The organism is Kitasatospora sp. NPDC087314, from assembly GCF_044744365.1.
In the GTDB taxonomy this organism is placed as follows: domain Bacteria; phylum Actinomycetota; class Actinomycetes; order Streptomycetales; family Streptomycetaceae; genus Kitasatospora.
In genome coordinates this window covers 387,747-406,891 of the sequence record NZ_JBIUYE010000003.1, presented here as the reverse complement: position 1 = coordinate 406,891, position 19,145 = coordinate 387,747, and the positions used below count along the sequence as shown (strand labels likewise).

Here is a 19,145-nt window from a genome sequence, read left to right as displayed (position 1 = left end):
CGCCGGTCAGACCGCTGCGAGGTCTCCCACCAGGTCGTGCCGGATCCGCTCGGCCGGCACGCCGGACCGCAGCAGCACCCCGACGCCCCGGCGGACCATCGCGGGCGGCCCGCTGAGGAACGCCTCCCGACCGGCCCACGGCCCGAACCGGCCCATCACCTCCGGCAGTTCGCCGGTCAGCGCGCCGTCGGCCGGCCCGATGCCGGAGAGCACCGGCCGCACGGTGAGCCACGGATGGCGCCGGGCCAACTCGTCCAGCCCGTCCAGCTCGTACAGGTCGGCGGCGCGGCGGGCCCCGTAGAACACGTCGACGGCCCGGACCGGCGTGCCGCGCTCGGCCACCTCCTCGACCAGCGCGCGGATCGGCGCGATGCCCGTCCCGCCGCCGAGACAGAGCAGGTCCGCACCGGCGGCGTGGTCGAAGGTCATCGAGCCGGCCGCCGGGCCCAGCCGTAGGACGTCCCCGGGCGCGGCCCGGTGCACCAGCGCGTTGCTCACCCAGCCGGCCTGGACGGCCTTCACGTGGAAGGTCAGCAGCCCGTCCGGGCGGGGGGCCGAGGCGAACGAGAAGTGCCGCCAGACCCGCGGCCACCAGGGCGTCTCCAGGCTGGTGTACTGCCCGGCCCGGTACGGGTACGCCTGGTCCGGCCTGACCGTGATCACCGCGACGTCCCGGGTACGGCGCTCGTGCCGCACCACCTCGCCCTGCCACCACGGCGGCGAGGTGCGGGCGGCCTCCTCGGCGGCCTCGATCATGATCGAGGAGACCAGCCGGTAGACCCGGCGCCAGGCCAGCTCGGTCTCGGCGTCCCAGCGGGAGCCCGCGTACCTGGCCAGCGCCTGCACCAGGCACTCGCCCACCGGGCCGTAGTGGCCGGTCAGCGTGCCGTACCGGCGGTGGCCCCGACCGAGCGCACTCAGGTAGACCCGCAGGCCGTCCGGGTCGTCGGCGCTGCGGGCGGCGGCCAGCAGGGCGCGGAACAGGCGGTCGCGCTGGACGTCCATGGCGGCCGGGAAGAGCGCCCGGACCTCGGGGTGGTGCAGGAAGATCAACGCGTAGAAGTGCGCGGTGGCCCGGTCGGCGACCGGCTCGACGACCGCCAGGCTGGCCCGGATCAGTTCGACGTCCCGTGCGGTGGGCGGCTGCTCGACGGCGGAGCTGCTCCGGTCGGGCGCGGGCAGCGGGGCCGGCCGACCGTCGGCGAGTGGCCGAGCCTCCCAGGATCGACTCCAACTGTCTCCGGGACCAGCCCAGTTGAGCCCGGGCGCGTCGGTGAACAGCGGACGGAACGCGGGCGCGGCGGGCGGAGCGACAGGCGGCTCCGGGTAGCTGGGCGCGGGGACGGCCGGCGGCTGGGCCGGCGGGTCGGGGAACGCCGGGTGCGCGGACGCGGGGGCCGCCTCGTACACCGGCACCGGCGCGTGGTCCGGCACCACCGGGAGGACGGCCGTGGGCGCCTCCGCCGGAGCCTGCGGCGGGAGGGCGGGCGGGTCCAGCGGCATCGGCGGCCGTTCGGGCGCCACCCCGCCCGCCGGCCCTCCCGCCACCGCGGCCGGCGGGGACTCCGGCAGGCCCGGGACGGAGGCGACCCCCGCCGAGCCGTGCCCGGTACGGACCAGAAGTGTTCTGCGGGACTTCACCGCAACGTTTCGAGTACCCAAGAGAATCGTTTCGCCTCCGGCCGGCCTGCGCCACCACCTGGCTTGTCTCTGCTGACGCCTAGGCAGCGTGGCACGCCCGAACTGCTCATCCGACAAATCACGCGAAGCCCGGACACCTGGGCCCGGGACGCGCTACTCTCACCCGATTCGCGACCCGTCGCCCTGGGTGGCGTTCCCCGCACCCAGGGCGACCCGGCCGTGCTCAGAGCTGCCGCAGCAACGTCCCCGGCCGCTCGACGCAGTCCGCGACGAAGCGCAGGAAGCCGCCCGCCGTCCCGCCGTCGCAGACCCGGTGGTCGAAGGTGAACGAGAGCTGCACCACCTCGCGCACCGCCAACTCCCCTTCGTGGACCCAGGGTTTGGCCACGATCCGGCCGACCCCGAGCATCGCCGCCTCGGGGTGGTTGAGGATCGGGGTGGAGCCGTCCACCCCGAACACCCCGTAGTTGTTCAACGTGAAGGTGCCGCCGGTCAGTTCGGCCGGGGAGAGCGATCCGTCGCGCGCGCTCTCGGTCAACCGTCCCAGCTCCTCGCAGAGTTGGCCGGTGGTCCGGGTGTGGGCGTCCCGTACCACCGGGACGACCAGGCCCCGTCGGCCCTCCGCGGCGAAGCCCAGATGCACCGCCGAGTGCCGGACGATGCCCGAACCATCGTCCGTCACACTGGAGTTGAGATCGGGAAAGCGCGCCAGCGCGACCGTGCAGATCCGGGCGAGCAGCGCCAGCACGCTCACCTTCGGGCCCGGCGCGGCGTTCAACTGCCGCCGCAGGGACATCAGTTCGGTGGCGTCCGCATCCACCCAGCAGGTCACGGCGGGGATCTCCCGGTGACTGCGGCTGAGCTTCTCGGCCACCGTCTTGCGCAGGCCGCGCAGCGGGACGACGTCCTCCCGCGCCATCGGCGCCGGGGCCGCCTGCGCCACCACCTGGGCCGCGACGGCCCGTTCGACGTCCGCACGCATGATCAGCCCGTCCGGACCGCTGCCCGCGAGCGCGGCCAGGTCGACCCCCTGCTCCCGGGCCAACCGCCGCACCAGCGGCGAGATCACCGGCACCACGACCGGGACGATCCGCACCACGGGAGCAGGAGCAGACGCAAGCCCAGGAGCGGCCACCCCCACCCGGCGCCGCCGCCCGCCCTTCCCGGGCTCGGCCACCCCGTAGCCGACCAGCGGCCGCTCCACCTCCGCCGCCGCCTCGACCCGCGCCGAAGACGCCGAAGCCCCTACCGAAGCCCCGGACGAAGAACCCGCCGAAGACCCTGCCGGCGACCCGGCCGCCAACGGCCCCTCCGCCGGGGCCACCGCGACCGTGACCAGCGGCGCGCCCACGGCGACCTCCTCGCCCGGCTCGCCGTACCGGGCGGTGACCACCCCGCCGTACGGGCAGGGCACCTCCACCACGGCCTTGGCGGTCTCCACCTCCACCACCGGCTGGTCGATCGCGATCACCTCGCCGACCTCGACCATCCAGCGCACCACCTCCGCCCCGGTGAGACCCTCACCGAGGTCGGGCAGCCGGAACTCGCGCACGACGGGCATCATCCTCGGTCCTCCCACTGCAGCCGGGCGACCGCGTCCAGGATCCGGTCCACCCCGGGCAGGTGGTGGTGCTCCAGCATCGGCGGCGGGTACGGGATGTCGAAGCCGGTCACCCGCAGCACGGGCGCGGCCAGGTGATGGAAGCAACGCTCGGTGACCCGTGCGGCGATCTCCGCGCCGGTGCCGCCGAAGCCGCTCGCCTCGTGCACCACCACGGCCCGGCCGAGCGAGCGCACCACCCGGCAGACCGTCTCGTCGTCGAACGGCACCAGGGTGCGCAGGTCCAGCACCGCGAGGTCCCAGCCCTCGGCGGCGGCCGCCTCGGCCGCGTCCAGGCAGACCGGCAGCGAGGGCCCGTAGGTGATCAGCACGGCGGAGGTGCCGGTGCGCCGCAGCACGGCCTTGCCGATCGGCTCGACCTGCGCCGCCGGGTCGAACCCGGCCTTGCCCCAGTAGAGCCGCTTGGGCTCCAGGAACACCACCGGATCGTCGGAGGCGATCGAGGCGCGCAGCAGCCCGTACGCGTCGGCCACCGTCGCCGGGGTGACCACGTGCAGCCCGGGGGTGGCGGCGTAGTACGCCTCGGAGGCGTCGCTGTGGTGCTCGACCCCGCCGATGCCGCCGCCGTACGGGATGCGGACGGTGATCGGCAGCGGGAGCTTCCCGGCGGTGCGGTTGCGCATCTTGGCGACGTGCGAGAACAGCTGTTCCAGCGCGGGGTAGGCGAAGGCGTCGAACTGCATCTCGACCACCGGGCGCAGCCCGTACATCGCCATGCCGATCGCGGTGCCGAGGATGCCGGCCTCGGCCAGCGGGGTGTCCAGGCAGCGGTCCGGGCCGAACTCGGCGGTCAGCCCGTCGGTGATCCGGAAGACACCGCCGAGCGCGCCGACGTCCTCGCCGAGCACGTGCACCGCCGGGTCCTCCCGCAGGGCGTCGCGCAGCGCGGCGTTGAGGGCCTGCGCCATCGTGGCGGTGCGGGTCGGGGTTGCCGTACTCACTGCTGCACCTCGGCTTCGGCGGCCAGTTCGGCGGACAACTGGGCGGCCTGTTCCCGCAGTTGCTGGGTCGGTTCGGCGAAGACGTGGGTGAACAGCGACATCGGGTCCAGCTCGGGTTCGGCGTGGAACTCGGCCCGCATCCGGGCCGCCAGCGCCTCCGCCTCGTCCGCCGCCTCCCGCACCAGCGCGTCGTCGAGGACGCCGAGTCCGCGCAGCGAGCGTTCCATCAGCAGGATCGGGTCGTGCTCGCGCCAGGCGGCCACCTCGGGCTCGGTGCGGTAGCGGGTCGCGTCGTCGGCGTTGGTGTGCGCCTCGACCCGGTAGGTCAGCGCCTCGACCAGGGTCGGGCCGCCGCCGGTCCGGGCGCGCTCGACCGCCTCGGCCAGGACGCCGTGCACGGCGGGCGCGTCGTTGCCGTCCACCAGCCGGCCCGGCATGCCGTAGCCGACGGCCTTGTGGGCCAGGGTGGGCGCGGCGGACTGCGCGCTGAGCGGGACGGATATCGCGTAGCCGTTGTTCTGCACCAGGAAGACCACCGGGGCCTGGAGCACCGCGGCGAAGTTCAGCGCCTCGTGGAAGTCGCCCTCGCTGGTGCCGCCGTCGCCGAGCATGGCCAGCGCGACCACCGGCTCGCCGCCCAGCCGGGCGGCGTGGGCCAGCCCGACGGCGTGCGGGGCCTGGGTGGCCAGCGGGGTGCAGAGCGGGGCGGTGCGGGTGGCGCGCGGATCGTAGCCGGTGTGGGCGTTGCCGCGCAGCAGGGTCAGCGCCTCCAGCGGGTCGACGCCCCGGGAGACCACCGCGAGGGTGTCGCGGTAGCTGGGGAAGAGCCAGTCGCGCTCGCCGAGCGCCAGCGCGGCGGCGACCTGGCAGGCCTCCTGGCCGGTGGACGCCGGGTAGACGGCGAGCCGGCCCTGCTTGGTGAGGGTGGTGGCCTGCTGGTTGTAGCGGCGGCCGACCACCAGGCGGCGGTACAGCTCGCGCAGCAGCGCCGGGTCCTGCTTCTCCAGCGCGGGAGTGCCGAGCACCCGGACCGGGGCTGCGTCCGGGAGCAGGGGGGCCGGGTCGGTGCGCGGGGCGGTGGCCCCCGGCATCCAGCCGGGCACCGCCGTGTGGTGTCTGTGGTCGAGAACGGTCATCTCGGGGCACCTCCAGGGGTGGCGGGGGCTCCCTACCGATTGTTCGGTCGTCTGTTCATCTTGACCAGAAGCGTGACAAGGTGGTGGACATTCGGCCTGAGCGGCGGTCGACTGGTGGCAGTACGTCCAATCGGCGAGGGTGGGGGGTCATGTCGGCTGAACAGATGTCCAGACTCGACCGGGTCGACCGTTCGATCCTGCGGCTGCTGCAGCAGGACGGCCGCGCCTCCATCCGCTCGGTGGCCGAGCGGGTGCACGTGTCCCGGGCCAACGCGTACGCCCGGATCTCCAGGATGGTCGAGGACGGCGTCATTCGCGGCTTCACCGCCCGGGTCGACCACGAACGGGCAGGTCAGGGCGCATCCGCGTACATCACCCTGAAAATCGTCCAGAACTCCTGGCGTACGGTCCGGGAGCAGTTGCTGAAGCTCCCGGGGGTCGCCCACATCGCGCTGGTCGGCGGGGACTTCGACGTGCTGCTACTGGTGCACACCGCCGACAACCACGCTCTGCGGGAGCTGGTGCTGGGCAGCATCCAGTCCATCCCCCAGGTGCTCGGCACCCGGACCATGCTGATCTTCGAGGAGACCGACCAGGTCCCGCCGGACTGACCGCCCGGACCGCCCGGACCGAAAGCCAGACCGACCGCCCGACCGCCCGCTACCGCGCGCGCAGCCCGTCGAAGGCCAGGTGGACGACCGCGTCCGCGACGCCGTCGGCGGCCTTGAGGCCCGGCCGGTACCACTCAACGATCGAGTTGATCATCCCGAACAGCAGCCGGGTGGCCAGCCGCGGCTCGACGTCCGCCCGCAGCGCGCCGTCCGCGACGGCCGCCCGCAGCAGCTCGGCGACCTGGTGGTCGAACTCCCGGCGCCGCTCCAGCGCCCACTGCTCGGTGGCGGTGTTGCCGCGCACCCGCAGCAGCAGCGTCACGTACGGCAGCTCCGCGAGCAGCACCTCGGCGGTGCGCCGCACCACGTGCTCCAGCCGCTCCACCGCCGGGCCCCGCACCGCCGCCGGCTCGGCCAGGATCCCGAACAGCCCGTCCAGCGCCCGCCCGACGGCCAGCCGCAGCAGCTCCTCCTTGCCGCGGACGTGGTGGTAGATGGAGGACTTGGAGATCCCGGCGGCCCGGGACAGGTCCTCCATCGAGGTGCCGTCGTAGCCGCGCTCGTTGAACACGTCGACGGTCACCGCGAGCAGTGACTCCACGGTGTAGGCGGTACGCGTGGTGTGATCGGCCATCCTCCGAGTATCCCCGGCCGCCCGCAGCCCTACGCGGTCGGGTCCGGTTGGTCCACACCAGTCCCCGTGCCCCGGCGTCACCGCGCAGGCGGGAATTCTCGGACACGCCCTAGACTCGGCGGACGATCGTCCACGTCCAGCAGGGTGGGGTCCAGTCCGATGAACGCAATACCGGCCGTCGCCTCCGACGCGCCCGAGCAGCGCAGCGAGGAAGCGGAGGGGGTGCCCGGCAGGGCCTGGCGGGAAGGCGCCCGCGCCCTGGTGGTCCGGTTCGGGCCGGCGGTGTGGTGCTACGCGGTGCTGAAGCTGATCGGCTTCACCGTCTTCATGAAGCTGCTCTCCTTCTCCGGCGAGTACCTCAAGAAGCCCGCCCGCTTCGGCGGCGGCGCCAACCCCTGGGACGTGCTGGCCAGCTGGGACGGCTGGTGGTACCAGCAGGTGGCCCAGTTCGGCTACCACCCGGCGCTGATCGAGATCCCGAACGGCCCGGTCGGCTTCTCCGTCGAGCAGAACTCCGCCGCCTTCTTCCCGCTCTACCCGGGCCTGATGCGGATGACCTCGGACGTCACCGGCCTCGGCCTGTACGGCGCCGGGATGCTGGTGTCGGTGGTGGCCTCGCTGTTCGCCGCCGCCGGGATCTACGCCGTGGTGGACCGGATGGCCGGCCCCCGGGCGGGCGTGATCGCGGCCGGGATCTGGGCGATCGCCCCGGGCTCGGGCGCCGAGTGGGCGGTCTACTCGGACTCCACCTTCGTCGCGTTGGCCGCCTGGGCCTGCTACTGCGTGATGACCAAGCAGTGGGTCGCGGCCGGTGTGATCACCCTGGTCGCCGGGCTCAACCGGCCGACCGCCGCGGCTCTGATCGGCGCGGTCGGGCTGGCCGCGCTGGTCGAGCTGTACCGGCGGGAGAGCGGCGTCGTCCGCCCGCTGGCGGCGATGCTGATGGCCCCGGTCGGCCTGCTCGGCTACGTGGCCTGGGTGGGCTGGCGGATGGGCGAGTGGGGCGGCTACTTCCGGCTCCAGCACGACGCCTGGCTGCACTACTTCGACTGGGGCCAGGGCACCTGGCACGCGATCCGCGGCGTGCTGCTGGGCCGCAACGACTACCCGTTCGCGTTCCCGGTGCCGGACCTCTTCGCCACCCTGATCGTGCTCACCCTGCCGGTGCTGATCGTGCTGCTGGTCCGGCTGCGCCCGCCGCTGGTGCTGACCGCCTACACGCTGGCCACGATCGTCTCGGTGCTCGGGAGCCTGGGCATCTTCGGCAACGTCTCGCGCTACCTGCTGCCGGCGTTCCCGCTGCTCATCGCGCTCGCGGTGGCGATGCGCAAGCTCAGCTGGCCGGTGCTGGCCGCGGTACTGGGCTCGGGCGCGGTCGCCTCCGGCTGGTACGCCGGGTACGTCATCTTCGAGCTGGGCGTGCCGTAGACCCTGCCCGAACCGGCCCCGGGGGGCGCGTCCGCCACGGACGCGCCCCCGCGCGTTCTCCCGGCTCCGTCCCGCGCGTTCTCCCGGCTCCGTCCCGCGCGTTCTCCCGGATTCCGTCCCCCCGCACCCTCGTGAGCCGACCGATCGTTCGGTTACTCTGTGACGTGTCCCGTCCTCCCTCCTGAGGAGCGCACAGATGTCCGCAGCGGTCACCCACCCCCTCGTCAGCGAGCTGGTCGAGCGCCACCAGGCCACCCTGGACGCCGCCCTCGACGCCGCCGCCAAGCGCGACTACTGGTCGCCCTACCCCGAGTTCCCGAAGGCGTACGGCGAGAGCGGCCCCACGGACGGCAAGGCCGCCTTCGACGCCCTGCTCGGCAAGCCGTTCACCCTCGACGGCCACCCCGCCGACGGCGACCTGGTCGGCGGCGAGGCCTCCCCGTACGGCATCGAGCTGGGCATCGGCTACCCGCACGCCGAGTCGGACGCGCTGATCGCCGCGCTCGGCGCCGCCCGGCCCGGCTGGGCCGCCGCCACCCCGCTGGAGCGCGCCGCCGTCTGCCTGGAGATCCTGCACCGGATCAACGCCAATTCCCACGAGTTCGCCCAGGCCGTCATGCACACCACCGGCCAGGCCTACGGCATGGCCTTCCAGGCCGGCGGCCCGCACGCCCAGGACCGCGGGCTGGAGGCCGTCGCCTACGCCTACGCCGAGCAGACCCGGCTGCCCCGCCGGGCCGGCTGGACCAAGCCCCAGGGCAAGCGCGATCCGCTGGTGATGACCAAGGAGTTCACCGTCGTCCCGCGCGGCCTGGCGCTGCTGGTCGGCTGCAACACCTTCCCCACCTGGAACGGCTACCCCGGCCTGTTCGCCTCGCTGGCCACCGGCAACCCGGTGCTGGTCAAGCCGCACCCGCGCGCCGTCCTGCCACTCGCGCTGACCGTCCGGATCGCCCGCGAGGTGCTCGCCGAGGCCGGCTACGACCCCAACGTGGTCTGCCTGGCCGTCGAGCACGAGGGCGGCACCGTCGCCCAGACCCTCGCCGTCCGCCCCGAGATCCGGCTGATCGACTACACCGGCTCCACCGCCTTCGGCGACTGGCTGGAGGAGCACGCGCGGCAGGCCCAGGTCTACACCGAGAAGGCCGGCGTCAACGCGGTGGTCATCGACTCCACCGACGACTACAAGGGCATGCTCGGCAACCTGGCCTTCGCCCTCTCGCTCTACAGCGGCCAGATGTGCACCACCCCGCAGAACCTGCTGATCCCGCGCGGCGGCATCGCCACCGACCAGGGCGACAAGTCCTACGACGAGGTGGTCGCCGACCTCGCCGCCGCCATCGACGGCCTGCTCTCCGACGACGCCCGCGCCGCGGGCATCCTCGGCGCCGTGGTCAACCCGGGCGTGCTGCAGCGCTCGGCCGCCGCGGCCGGCGGCGAGTACGGCGAACTCGCCCTCGCCCCGCGCGCGGTGACCTCCCCGGACTTCCCCGGCGCGACCGTCCGCACCCCCGCGCTGGTCAAGCTGGACGCCGACAAGCCGGACGACCGCGCGGTCTTCCGCACCGAGTGCTTCGGCCCGGTATCCTTCGCCGTCGCCGTCGAATCCACCCCCGCCGCCGTCGAATTGCTGCGCACCACGGTCCGCGACAAGGGCGCCATGACGGCCTCCGGCTACACCACCTCGCCCGAGGTGGAGGCCCTGCTGGTCGAGGCCGCGCTGGACGCCGGCGTCTCGCTGTCGCTCAACCTGACCGGCGGCGTCTACCCCAACCAGACCGCCGCCTTCTCCGACCTGCACGGCACCGGCGCCAACCCGGCCGCCAACTCGGCCTACTGCGACGGCGCGTTCGTCGCCAACCGGTTCCGCACCGTGGAGGTCCGCCGCCACGGCTGAGCCCCCGCCCGTCCGCCCCTGACCCTCCGCTCGTCCCCCGAAGCCCCGGCGATCACCCGTCGCCGGGGCCCGGCGGTTCACGGCCCCCGAGCCCGGTGATCGCCCACCCCGGGGCCCGGCGGTTCACAGCTTCCGGCACGCCCGCGATGATGGAGTCTGGGAGAACGCCGGGAACCGGCGTCCAACCGCCCTCCGAACACCGGGAGCTGACACATGACCGCGAAGCCGACGACCGCCACCGACGTCCTGATCGTCGGTGCCGGACCGACCGGACTGCTACTGGCCGGCGATCTCGCCGCGGCCGGGGTCGGCGTCACCGTCCTGGAGAAGCGCGCCGCCGAGTCCAACCTCACCCGGGCGTTCGCCGTGCACGCCCGCAGCCTGGAGCTCCTGGACGCCCGCGGCCTCGCCGACGACCTGATCGCCACCGGCCGCCCGCTCACCAGCCTGAAGATGTTCAACCGCTTCGGCGTGGACCTCGGCTCGCTGCCCACCCGCTTCCCGTTCGTCCTGATCACCCCGCAGTACCACGTCGAACGGCTGCTCCAGGAACGCGCCGAGCAGGCCGGCGCGACCATCCTGCGCGGCGCCGAGGTCACCGCCCTGCGCCAGGACGCCGAGGGAGTCACGCTGGAGACCCGCGACGGGGGCAGCCACCACGCCCGGTACGCGGTCGGCACCGACGGCGTCCACTCCACCGTGCGGGACCTGCTCGGCATCCCCTTCCCCGGCGAGTCCGTGGTCGACTCCGTGATGCTCGCCGACGTCCGGCTGGAGCGCGAGCCCGCCGACGCCGTCACCGTCGGCGCCAACGAGGCCGGCTTCGCCTTCCTCGCCCCCTTCGGCGACGGCTGGTACCGCCTCATCGCCTGGGACCGCGCCGAGCGGCAGCCGGACGGCTCCAGCCCCTCGCCGGAGCGCCTCGCCGCCATCGCCCGGGCCGCCCTCGGCGAGGACCACGGCCTGCACGACGTCCGCTGGAGCTCCACCTTCCACAGCGACGAACGTCAGGCCCCCAACTACCGCTCCGGCCGGGTCTTCCTGGCCGGCGACGCCGCCCACTGCCACTCGCCGGCCGGCGGCCAGGGCATGAACACCGGCCTCCAGGACGCCGCCAACCTGTCCTGGAAGCTCGTCGCCGCCCTCCAGGGCCACGCCACCGACGCCCTGCTCGACACCTACCAGAGCGAGCGGCACCCGGTCGGCCGGACGGTGCTGCGGACCTCCGGCGCGCTGATCCGGCTCGCGCTCGCCGAGTCCGCGCCCACCCGCGCCCTGCGCGGGGCGCTCACCACGATCGGCGGCCACCTCGACCTGGTCACCGAACGCGGCGCCCGGATGATCTCCGGGATCGGCATCGCCTACCCGGCCCCGAAGGACGCCCACCCGCAGGTCGGCAAGCGCGTCCCGGACCTGCGGCTGACGGCCCTGCGCAAGCCCGTCGAGGGCGCCCCGGCCGCCCCCGAGCGGCTCTACGAGGCGCTGCGCGCCGGGCGGTTCGTGCTCGTCAGCAACGACGAACTGGCCGCCGCCGAGCCCTGGGCGGACCGCATGGTCACCGCCGCCCCGGCCGACCCGCACGGCAAGCTGCGCGACACCGTCCTGCTGATCCGCCCGGACGGCTACGCCGCCTGGGCCGCTGTCGACCCCGGCCAGGGCGAGCTGCGCGCCGCCCTCACCAGCTGGCTCGGCGACCCGGCCTGACCCGGCGTCGGCGGGTGCGGCGATCCCCGCACCCGCCGACCCTCCGTCGGGCCGCCGGTCAGGCCCGGCCCTTCACATAGTGCCGCGCCGCCTTCGCCCGATTCCCGCACACCGCCATCCGGCACCACCGGCGCCGCCCGTTCTGCGACGTGTCGAAGAAATGCAGAATGCACGCCTCGTGCGCGCACTGCTTGATCCGGTGTGCCCCCTGGTCGAGCAGGTCGAGGAAGTCGTCCACCGCCAGCCAGGCCGCGAGCCACTCCGCCCGGTCCACCTCGACGTGCTCGGTCGGCCCCTGCCCGTCGAGTTCCCGCCGTAGCCGCCCGTGCCGCAGCACGCCGTTCAGCCCGGCCACCGCCTCCGGCCCCAACTCGCCCGTGGCGTCGAGGTCCTGGACCGCGCCGGCGAGCGCCGCACGGGCCTCCCGCAGGGCCGCGAGCCCGGCATCGGCCACCCGGCAGCGGTCGGCGAGGCCGGCCGAGGAGAGCCAGATCCCGTACCCGTCCGGTTCGGCCAGCAGGTCGTTGACGGGCGTGCCGGACCACCGCGTGTTCAGCAGGTCGAGCGCCAGCGGCTCACCGATCAGCGGTCGGGGGTCCCTCGGGTCCGCCATCACGTCAGTCATCGTTCTCCCTCGGCTCCAGCCGATTCTACGTCCGCCCCTCCGACCCCAATTGGTATGGACCGGTTCCGGAATTCCGGCCATTCACTGTATGGAACGGCCGCATTTCCAGGCGTCCACAGTTGACTGTTTTTTAGCAATCGATTGCTTGATCATGAGCCACTTCCGTCACTGGTTCTGTCATGTTCTAGCCAGCGTTCTCGACCCGGAACGCCTGGCCCCTTGCCGGCCCCCACAGCCGGCCAAGAGGAGGATCCGTTGCGCCCCCGCTCTCTTGCCCTCGCCGCGGCGATAGCCGTACTGCCCCTGACCGCCGTCTCGCTCGGCGTCTCCACCGCACAGGCCGCCCCCGCGCCCCGCGTCGCGCTCCCGAACACCGTCAACCCGGCGGTGGCCCACTCGGAGAAGAAGGGTGACGTCCCGGCCGAGCAGCAGATCTCGGTGGCCGTCAGCCTGAAGCTGCGCAACACCGACGCCCTGGACCGCTTCCTCACCGCGGTCACCACGCCCGGCGCGCCGGAGTTCGGCAAGTACCTGACGCCGGAGCAGTTCACCGCCCAGTTCGGGCCGTCCCAGGCCTCCGTCGACCAGGTCAAGGCCTACCTGGCCGCCCAGGGCCTGACCGTCACCGAGGTGAGCGCCAACCGCCAGGTGGTGAGCGCCCACGGCACCACCGCGCAGGTCTCGCAGGCCTTCGGCACCCACGAGAGCGCCTACGTCGACCCGCAGCTGCAGCGGGCCTTCTTCGCCAACGACGACGCCGCCTCGATCCCGTCCGACCTGGCCGGCATCGTCCAGGGCGTGAGCGGCCTGGACAACCACGCGGTGCGCAAGAACCGCCTGGCCAAGCCGAACTCGATCACCCCGAACGCGGCCTCCGCCACCCCGAGCGGCTTCGGCCCGTCGCAGTACGACGGCGCCTACAACCTGAACAAGACCGGCGCCGACGGCACCGGCGTGACGGTCGCCCTCTGGGAGTTCGACGGCTACCAGTCCTCCAACCTGACCACCTACGACTCGCAGTACGGCCTGAGCGGCCCGGCGGTCTCCACGGTCTCGGTGGACGGCGCCAACTACGACTCCGCTCCCGGCCAGGGCCAGGGCGAGGTCGAGCTGGACAGCGAGATCGTCCGCGGCGCGGCGCCGAAGGCCACCCAGCTGGTCTACGAGGCGCCCAACAGCGACCAGGGCGAGATCGACATGGCCAACAAGATCGTGGCCGACAACAAGGTCTCGGTCGTCTCGATCTCGTGGGGCTCCTGCGAGCCGGACACCACCGCCGCCTCGATGACGGCGGTCGACAACGCCTTCAAGCAGGCCGCCGCCCAGGGCATCTCGATCTTCTCGGCCTCCGGTGACGACGGCTCGCGCGACTGCACCCGCTCCACCAGCGGCTCGTCGGTCAAGGCGGTCGACTTCCCGGCGTCCAGCCCGCACCAGACCGGTGTCGGCGGCACCAACCTCAAGGTGTCCGGCACCACCTACTCCTCGGAGAGCGCCTGGAGCACCGCCGGCGGCGGCGTCTCCACCGTGTTCAGCAAGCCGAGCTGGCAGACCGGCACCGGGGTCAGCGGCACCATGCGCACCGTCCCCGACGTCTCCTCCAACGCCGACCCGGCGAGCGGCTTCGCGATCTACACGGGCGGCTCCTGGAACGTCTACGGCGGCACCAGCGCGGCCGCGCCGCTGTGGTCCGGCTACGCGGCCCAGTTCAACCAGAAGGCCAAGGCGGCCTCACAGCCGGTCCTGGGCGAGGCGAGCCCCCGGCTGTACTCGGTCGCGAACGGCAGCGGCGCCGCCGGCGCCTTCCACGACGTGACCAGCGGGTCCAACCAGGACTTCCCGGCCAAGGCGGGCTACGACCAGGTCACCGGCTGGGGCTCCCCGATCGCCGACGGCCTGACCACCGCCCTGCTCGGCGGCGGCACCACCCCGCCGCCCGGCGGCTGCACCGCGGCCCAGCTGGTCGGCAACGGCGGCTTCGAGACCGGCAGCGCGGCCCCGTGGACGGCCTCCAGCGGCGTCGTCGACAACAGCTCCTCGCAGCCGGCCCACTCGGGCAGCTGGAAGGCCTGGATGGACGGCTACGGCAGCGCCCACACCGACACCATGTCGCAGACCGTCTCGATCCCGACCGGCTGCAAGTCCGCCAGCCTGACCTTCTGGCTGCACATCGACACCGCGGAGACCGGCTCCACCGCGTACGACAAGCTGACCGTCCAGGCCAACAGCACCACGCTGGCGACGTACTCCAACGTGAACGCCGCGGCCGGCTACGTGCAGCGCACCCTGGACCTCTCCTCCTTCGCCGGCCAGACGGTGACCATCAAGTTCACCGGCACCGAGGACGGCTCCAACCAGACCAGCTTCGTGATCGACGACGTCGCGCTGAACGTCAACTGACCACGAGCCGGTAGCACCACCTGACCCCCGCCGGGGCGGCGCCGACACGGCCCGCCCCGGCGGCGTCGCGTCCGTCCCGCCGCCCCGGCGGCGGGAGCGCGTGTTTCCACACTGTTTCAAGATCAATAACCCTGCGGTTCACCTGCCGTGACCACTGTCATACGCACGACTGATGACGTAGCCTCTCGACCGTGCATAGGGTTCCCCAAAGCTCGGTGAAGCCGTCGGTGGCGAGCCTCGACACCGCCCCGCTCCCACCGGACTCACGTGGTGGGGAGGGTTACCGCATGGCCGCACAGCAGCCTCAGGACTCCGCGCGGCTCCGGTTGGTCGGGCTGCGCCCGGAGCACCCCGGCCCGTCCGTACCCGCACCGGTGCCGGCGCCCCCGCCCGCCGGGCGGCCCGCCGCCACGGGCGGCTTCGCGGAGACCCTGCACGTGGCCATCGAGGCCAGCGGCCTCAGCCTGGACCGGATCAGGGCCGCGCTCACCCAACGTGGCGTCAGAGTCAGTGTCACGACGCTGAGTTACTGGAGACGCGGGCGCAGCCAGCCCGAGCGGGCCAGCTCGCTGCGCGCCGTCCACCTGCTGGAGGAGCTGCTCGGGCTGCCGCACAGCGCGCTCACCTCGCTGCTCGGCCCCCCGCGCCCGCGCGGCCGCTGGGCCGCCGCCGCGAACACCTGCCACCTCGGGCTGGAGGACGTCTGGCCCGGCGAGCAGCAGATCGCGGACATCTTCGCCGAGCTGGACGCCCCGCCGCCGGGCGAGCTGGAGCGGCTGAGCATCCACGACTCGTACTACGTGGACGCCGAGCGGCGCGGCAACCTGCTGCGGATGCGCCAGGTGGTGCGCGCCACCGTCGGCGGCGTCGGCCGCTGCCTGGTCGTGCACAAGGCCGACGAGGAGGCCACCGGCTGCCCGGAGATCACCTCGGTGCGGCACGGCCGGCTGGGCCGGGTCCGGCGTCGCCCGGAGGTCGGCCTGACCGTCGGCGAGCTGATGCTGGACCGCCCGCTGGCACTCGGCGACAGCACGGTCTTCGAGTACGAGGTGGAGATCCCGCCGGGCGGCCCGACGCTGGAGTACAGCCGTCGCTTCGCCTCCCCGGTGCGCGAGTACGTGCTCCAGGTGCACTTCGACCCGGCGGCCGTCCCGGCGCACTGCGAGCGCTACGACCGCGAGCCGGGCGCGGACGTCGACCACCGCCGCGAACAGCTCTGGATCGGCGCCTCCGCGAGCGCCCACGTGCTGGCGCCGGACCAGCAGCCCGGCCACATCGGCATCCGCTGGGAGTGGCAGTAACCGTCCCCGTCGAACCGTCGGGCTCCGGGCCCGGCGGGTCTTCCGCCTGCCCGCACCCGGATCTAACCCCTTCATGCCTCCAAACCGGTTGACGCCCCATCACCTAACTCGTACTTTTATGAGTACCGGTTAGGCAGCGGCCTGGTCGGCCGCCCCAACCCCGGGAGTGATCAGGCATGTCCGGCACCACCCTGCTCCACACCCTGCAGACCGGCCACGTGGGACTGAACGTCACCGACCTGGACCGCTCGGTCGACTTCTACCGCGCCCTGTTCGGCCTGGAGGTCACCCACCAGGGCACCGACCCGCAGCGCCGTTTCGCCCTGCTCGGCCGGGACGGCCGCCTGGTGGTGACGCTCTGGCAGCAGAGCGAGGGCGCCTTCGCCACCACCGCCCCCGGCCTGCACCACCTCTCCTTCGAGGTCGAGAGCCTCGACGAGGTCCGCGCCGCCGAGTCGCTGCTGCGCGAGCTGGGCACCGGCTTCGCCTACGACGGCGTCGTCCCGCACAGCGAGGGCTCGGCCTCCGGCGGCATCTTCTTCACCGACCCGGACGGCATCCGGCTGGAGATCTACACCCGCACCGGCGTGGCCGAGACCACCGCCGCCGCGCCCACCGCCGACGCCCCGACCTGCGGTTTCTTCTAGGACTTCCGGGGAGCCGGCCATGCCCACCACCAGCCCGCCCTACCACCCCGGCGAGCGGGCCGCGCAGGCCCGGGCCGGGGTGAGCGAGCGCGCCGACCACGTCGGCCGGTCGATCCGCGACACCGTCCCACCGGTGGCCGCCCGCTTCCTCACCGAACGGCGGATGCTGGTCGTCGGCGCCGCCGACCGGGACGGCCGGGTCTGGGCCACCCAGCTGACCGGCCCGGCCGGCTTCCTGCGGGCCCCGGACGAGCGGACCATGACGGTCGCCGCCCACCCGGCCGGGGCCGACCCGCTGGCCGAGGCGCTGGCCCGCCCGGCCCGGGTCGGCACCATCGCGCTGGACCCGGCCGGCCGCCGCCGGATGCGGCTCAACGGCCGCTCCACCCCGGACGGCCGGGGCGGCCTGACCGTCGCCGCCGAGCAGGTGATCTCGAACTGCCCGAAGTACATCCAGCGCCGCAGCCCGCAGGACCGCCCGGCCGCCGGGGCGCCGCGCGCGGTCACCGCCGGGCCGGCGCTGTCCACCCTGCAGCGGCTGACCGCGGCCACCGTGGACACCTTCTTCATCGCCACCACCGGCCCGGACGGCAGCGTGGACGCCTCCCACCGGGGCGGCTTCCCGGGCTTCCTGCAGGCGGTGGCGCCGGACCGGCTGCGCTGGCCCGAGTACCCGGGCAACAGCATGTTCCTGACCCTCGGCAACCTGGAGCTGGACCCGCGAGCCGGGCTGCTGCTGCCCGACTGGGAGACCGGCGGGGCGCTACTGGTCACCGGCGAGGCCCGGACGGACTGGTCCGCCGAGGCCCGGCAGGCCGCCCCGGGCGCCGAGCGGACGGTCGAACTGACCGTCACCGGCGTCCTCGAACTGGCCGACGCCACCCCGCTGACCTGGACCGATCCCGAATACTCCCCGGCCAACCCACCCACCCGCGGCGCCTGACCACCCACCAGGGTCCGCACCGGCCCTACCTCCTCCGCCCCACCTGCGCCACGCCCGGGCCGCCGAACGGCCGTCACCCGCCCGGCGTAATCCGCCGCGCCACGTTCCGCCCGCTTTGGGACTTTGGTCCCGATAACACGCGGAGCCGGCCCGGGAAGGCCAGTCCTGTCACGCCGTCAGGCGTCGACCAGGAAGACCGCAGGAAAGAGGCGGAGCATGACCCGTACCGACCACCTGTCCCCGCTGCTGGAGTTCGACGAGGTCGAACCGGAGGAGGACTGCATATGCGGGGGCTGCAGCACCCGCCGCCGCGCCCGGCTGCACGCCGCACCGGTGCACGAGGGCGGGCACGCCGCAGCCCGCAGCATCCGCCGCCGGGCCGCGGTGCTGATGGCCGCGGTCGGCACCGCGATAGGCGGTGGCACGGCCGCCGCCGGGCAGGCCGCCGCAGCCCCCACCCCCGGCCCCACTCCGGGCGGCGGCAGCTCCGCCGCCCGGCCCCCGCAGACCCCGCAGGGCGAGGTGAGCGGCCTCTACGGCGAAGCCTCCGGTACCCGCCCCTCCGGCACCCGCGCCTTCGCCGCCCCGCGCTCCGCCGCCCAGCCTCTCACCCGGGCGCAGATCATCCAGCGCGCCCAGGGCTGGGTCGACCAGCAGGTGCCGTACAGCATGGGCCGCTACTGGTCGGACGGCTACCGGCAGGACTGCTCCGGCTTCGTCTCGATGGCCTGGGGCCTCGGCAGCAGCCAGACCACCTGGACCCTGCCGAACTTCGCCGAGCGGATCGGCAAGGCCGACCTCCAGCCCGGCGACGTGCTGGTCTACAACAACCCGGCCGACCCGCAGGCCGGCTCGCACGTGGCGATCTTCGGCGGCTGGACGGACTCCTCCCGCACCCGCTACCTCGCCTACGAGCAGACCTCCCCCGGCACCAAGAAGCGCGACACCCCGTACGCCTACTGGAACAACTCCGGCTCCTACGTCCCGTACCGCTACACCGGCCTGTCCGACGGCAGCAACGACGGCACCTCCGTCACGGCCTTCCCGGGCGCGGACAAGTTCGGCCCCGGCGCGAACAACGCGTACGTCACCGAGCTCGGCCAGCTGCTGGTCCAGCGCGGCGGCGCCCGGTTCTACACCGAGGGCCCCGGTCCGCGCTGGGGCGAGGCCGACCGCAAGGCCACCCAGGCGTTCCAGCAGGCCCAGGGCTGGCGCGGGGCCGAGGCCGACGGCATCCCCGGCAAGGACACCTGGGACTACCTGGTCAACGACAAGGGCCGCGCCGTCGACGCCGACGCCCCGCTGCCGCCGCCGGTCCGGCCCGGCACCGGGGCGGCCGCCTTCCCCGGCCGGCAGTACTTCGGCCCGGGTCAGAACAACGACTGGGTCCGCCGGCTCGGCGAGCAACTGGTCCGCAAGGGCTTCGGCGGCTCCTACGGCGTCGGCCCCGGACCGCGCTGGAGCGAGAGCGACCGCCGGGCCGTACAGGCGTTCCAGCAGGCCCAGGGCTGGCGCGGCGCCGAGGCCGACGGCTACCCCGGCCCGGACACCTGGCGCCGGCTCTTCTCCTGACGCGCCGTGGCGTGGTGCCCGCCCCGGCGGGCGCCACGCCTCAC

The 19,145-nt window shown here is 73.8% G+C and carries 15 protein-coding genes; 9 read left to right on the top strand and 6 right to left on the bottom strand.

Going from position 1 to position 19,145, the window contains the following annotated elements; all coding sequences use genetic code 11:
• Positions 1 to 6 precede the first annotated feature (6 nt).
• The 4 genes from ACIO5E_RS08315 to pdhA form a co-directional block, all read right to left on the bottom strand.
• Positions 7 to 1,641, bottom strand: coding sequence for a globin domain-containing protein (locus ACIO5E_RS08315; protein WP_400664952.1), 1,635 nt, complete (start codon positions 1,639 to 1,641; stop codon positions 7 to 9).
• 223 nt (positions 1,642 to 1,864) lie between these two features.
• Positions 1,865 to 3,202 carry a dihydrolipoamide acetyltransferase family protein gene (locus ACIO5E_RS08310; protein ID WP_400665362.1) on the bottom strand — a complete coding sequence of 446 codons (1,338 nt, stop codon included), beginning with the start codon at positions 3,200 to 3,202 and terminating at the stop codon, positions 1,865 to 1,867.
• Positions 3,202 to 4,170, bottom strand: coding sequence for an alpha-ketoacid dehydrogenase subunit beta (locus tag ACIO5E_RS08305; RefSeq protein WP_400665360.1), 969 nt, complete (start codon positions 4,168 to 4,170; stop codon positions 3,202 to 3,204). Before ACIO5E_RS08305 ends, ACIO5E_RS08310 begins: the two co-directional genes overlap by 1 nt.
• Positions 4,171 to 4,199: 29 nt before the next feature.
• Entirely contained in the window at positions 4,200 to 5,339 is a 1,140-nt protein-coding gene (pdhA, locus tag ACIO5E_RS08300) for a pyruvate dehydrogenase (acetyl-transferring) E1 component subunit alpha (RefSeq protein ID WP_400664951.1), read from the bottom strand.
• Between the two features lie 164 nt (positions 5,340 to 5,503).
• On the opposite strand from pdhA, the gene ACIO5E_RS08295 reads away from it, so the two are divergent.
• Positions 5,504 to 5,950: an Lrp/AsnC family transcriptional regulator gene (locus tag ACIO5E_RS08295; RefSeq protein WP_400664949.1), complete on the top strand. Its 447-nt coding sequence runs from the start codon at positions 5,504 to 5,506 to the stop codon at positions 5,948 to 5,950.
• A gap of 49 nt (positions 5,951 to 5,999) precedes the next feature.
• Here ACIO5E_RS08295 and ACIO5E_RS08290 read toward each other — a convergent pair whose 3' ends face one another.
• Complete coding sequence (locus ACIO5E_RS08290; protein ID WP_280673937.1) at positions 6,000 to 6,584, bottom strand: TetR/AcrR family transcriptional regulator; 585 nt, start codon at positions 6,582 to 6,584, stop codon at positions 6,000 to 6,002.
• A 159-nt stretch (positions 6,585 to 6,743) separates the two neighbouring features.
• On the opposite strand from ACIO5E_RS08290, the gene ACIO5E_RS08285 reads away from it, so the two are divergent.
• The 3 genes from ACIO5E_RS08285 to ACIO5E_RS08275 all read left to right on the top strand — a co-directional run bounded on the left by ACIO5E_RS08285 (position 6,744) and on the right by ACIO5E_RS08275 (position 11,613).
• Positions 6,744 to 8,012, top strand: a complete 1,269-nt coding sequence (locus tag ACIO5E_RS08285; RefSeq protein WP_400664947.1) for a hypothetical protein — start codon at positions 6,744 to 6,746, stop codon at positions 8,010 to 8,012.
• A gap of 196 nt (positions 8,013 to 8,208) precedes the next feature.
• Positions 8,209 to 9,909 (top strand): phenylacetic acid degradation protein PaaN, encoded by a 1,701-nt coding sequence (gene paaN / locus ACIO5E_RS08280; RefSeq protein ID WP_400664946.1) that lies wholly within the window; start codon positions 8,209 to 8,211, stop codon positions 9,907 to 9,909.
• Between the two features lie 213 nt (positions 9,910 to 10,122).
• Positions 10,123 to 11,613 (top strand): FAD-dependent monooxygenase, encoded by a 1,491-nt coding sequence (locus ACIO5E_RS08275; RefSeq protein WP_400664945.1) that lies wholly within the window; start codon positions 10,123 to 10,125, stop codon positions 11,611 to 11,613.
• 58 nt (positions 11,614 to 11,671) lie between these two features.
• On the opposite strand, the gene ACIO5E_RS08270 is transcribed toward ACIO5E_RS08275, so the two are convergent.
• Positions 11,672 to 12,238, bottom strand: coding sequence for a CGNR zinc finger domain-containing protein (locus ACIO5E_RS08270; RefSeq protein WP_400664943.1), 567 nt, complete (start codon positions 12,236 to 12,238; stop codon positions 11,672 to 11,674).
• A gap of 255 nt (positions 12,239 to 12,493) precedes the next feature.
• Between ACIO5E_RS08270 and ACIO5E_RS08265 the strand changes: the two genes are divergently transcribed.
• The 5 genes from ACIO5E_RS08265 to ACIO5E_RS08245 all read left to right on the top strand — a co-directional run bounded on the left by ACIO5E_RS08265 (position 12,494) and on the right by ACIO5E_RS08245 (position 19,101).
• Positions 12,494 to 14,638, top strand: coding sequence for a protease pro-enzyme activation domain-containing protein (locus tag ACIO5E_RS08265; RefSeq protein WP_400664942.1), 2,145 nt, complete (start codon positions 12,494 to 12,496; stop codon positions 14,636 to 14,638).
• 287 nt (positions 14,639 to 14,925) lie between these two features.
• A complete protein-coding gene (locus tag ACIO5E_RS08260; protein WP_400664940.1) occupies positions 14,926 to 15,939 on the top strand; it encodes a hypothetical protein in 1,014 nt (337 codons plus the stop codon).
• Between the two features lie 176 nt (positions 15,940 to 16,115).
• The gene (locus ACIO5E_RS08255; protein WP_400664939.1) at positions 16,116 to 16,586 is read left to right on the top strand and encodes a VOC family protein; all 471 of its coding nucleotides are present in this window, start codon (positions 16,116 to 16,118) and stop codon (positions 16,584 to 16,586) included.
• Positions 16,587 to 16,605: 19 nt separating this feature from the next.
• On the top strand, positions 16,606 to 17,529 hold the full coding sequence (locus ACIO5E_RS08250; protein ID WP_400664937.1) for a pyridoxamine 5'-phosphate oxidase family protein: 924 nt from the start codon (positions 16,606 to 16,608) through the stop codon (positions 17,527 to 17,529).
• A 216-nt stretch (positions 17,530 to 17,745) separates the two neighbouring features.
• Positions 17,746 to 19,101: a peptidoglycan-binding protein gene (locus tag ACIO5E_RS08245; protein ID WP_400664935.1), complete on the top strand. Its 1,356-nt coding sequence runs from the start codon at positions 17,746 to 17,748 to the stop codon at positions 19,099 to 19,101.
• The last annotated feature ends 44 nt before the right edge of the window (positions 19,102 to 19,145 follow it).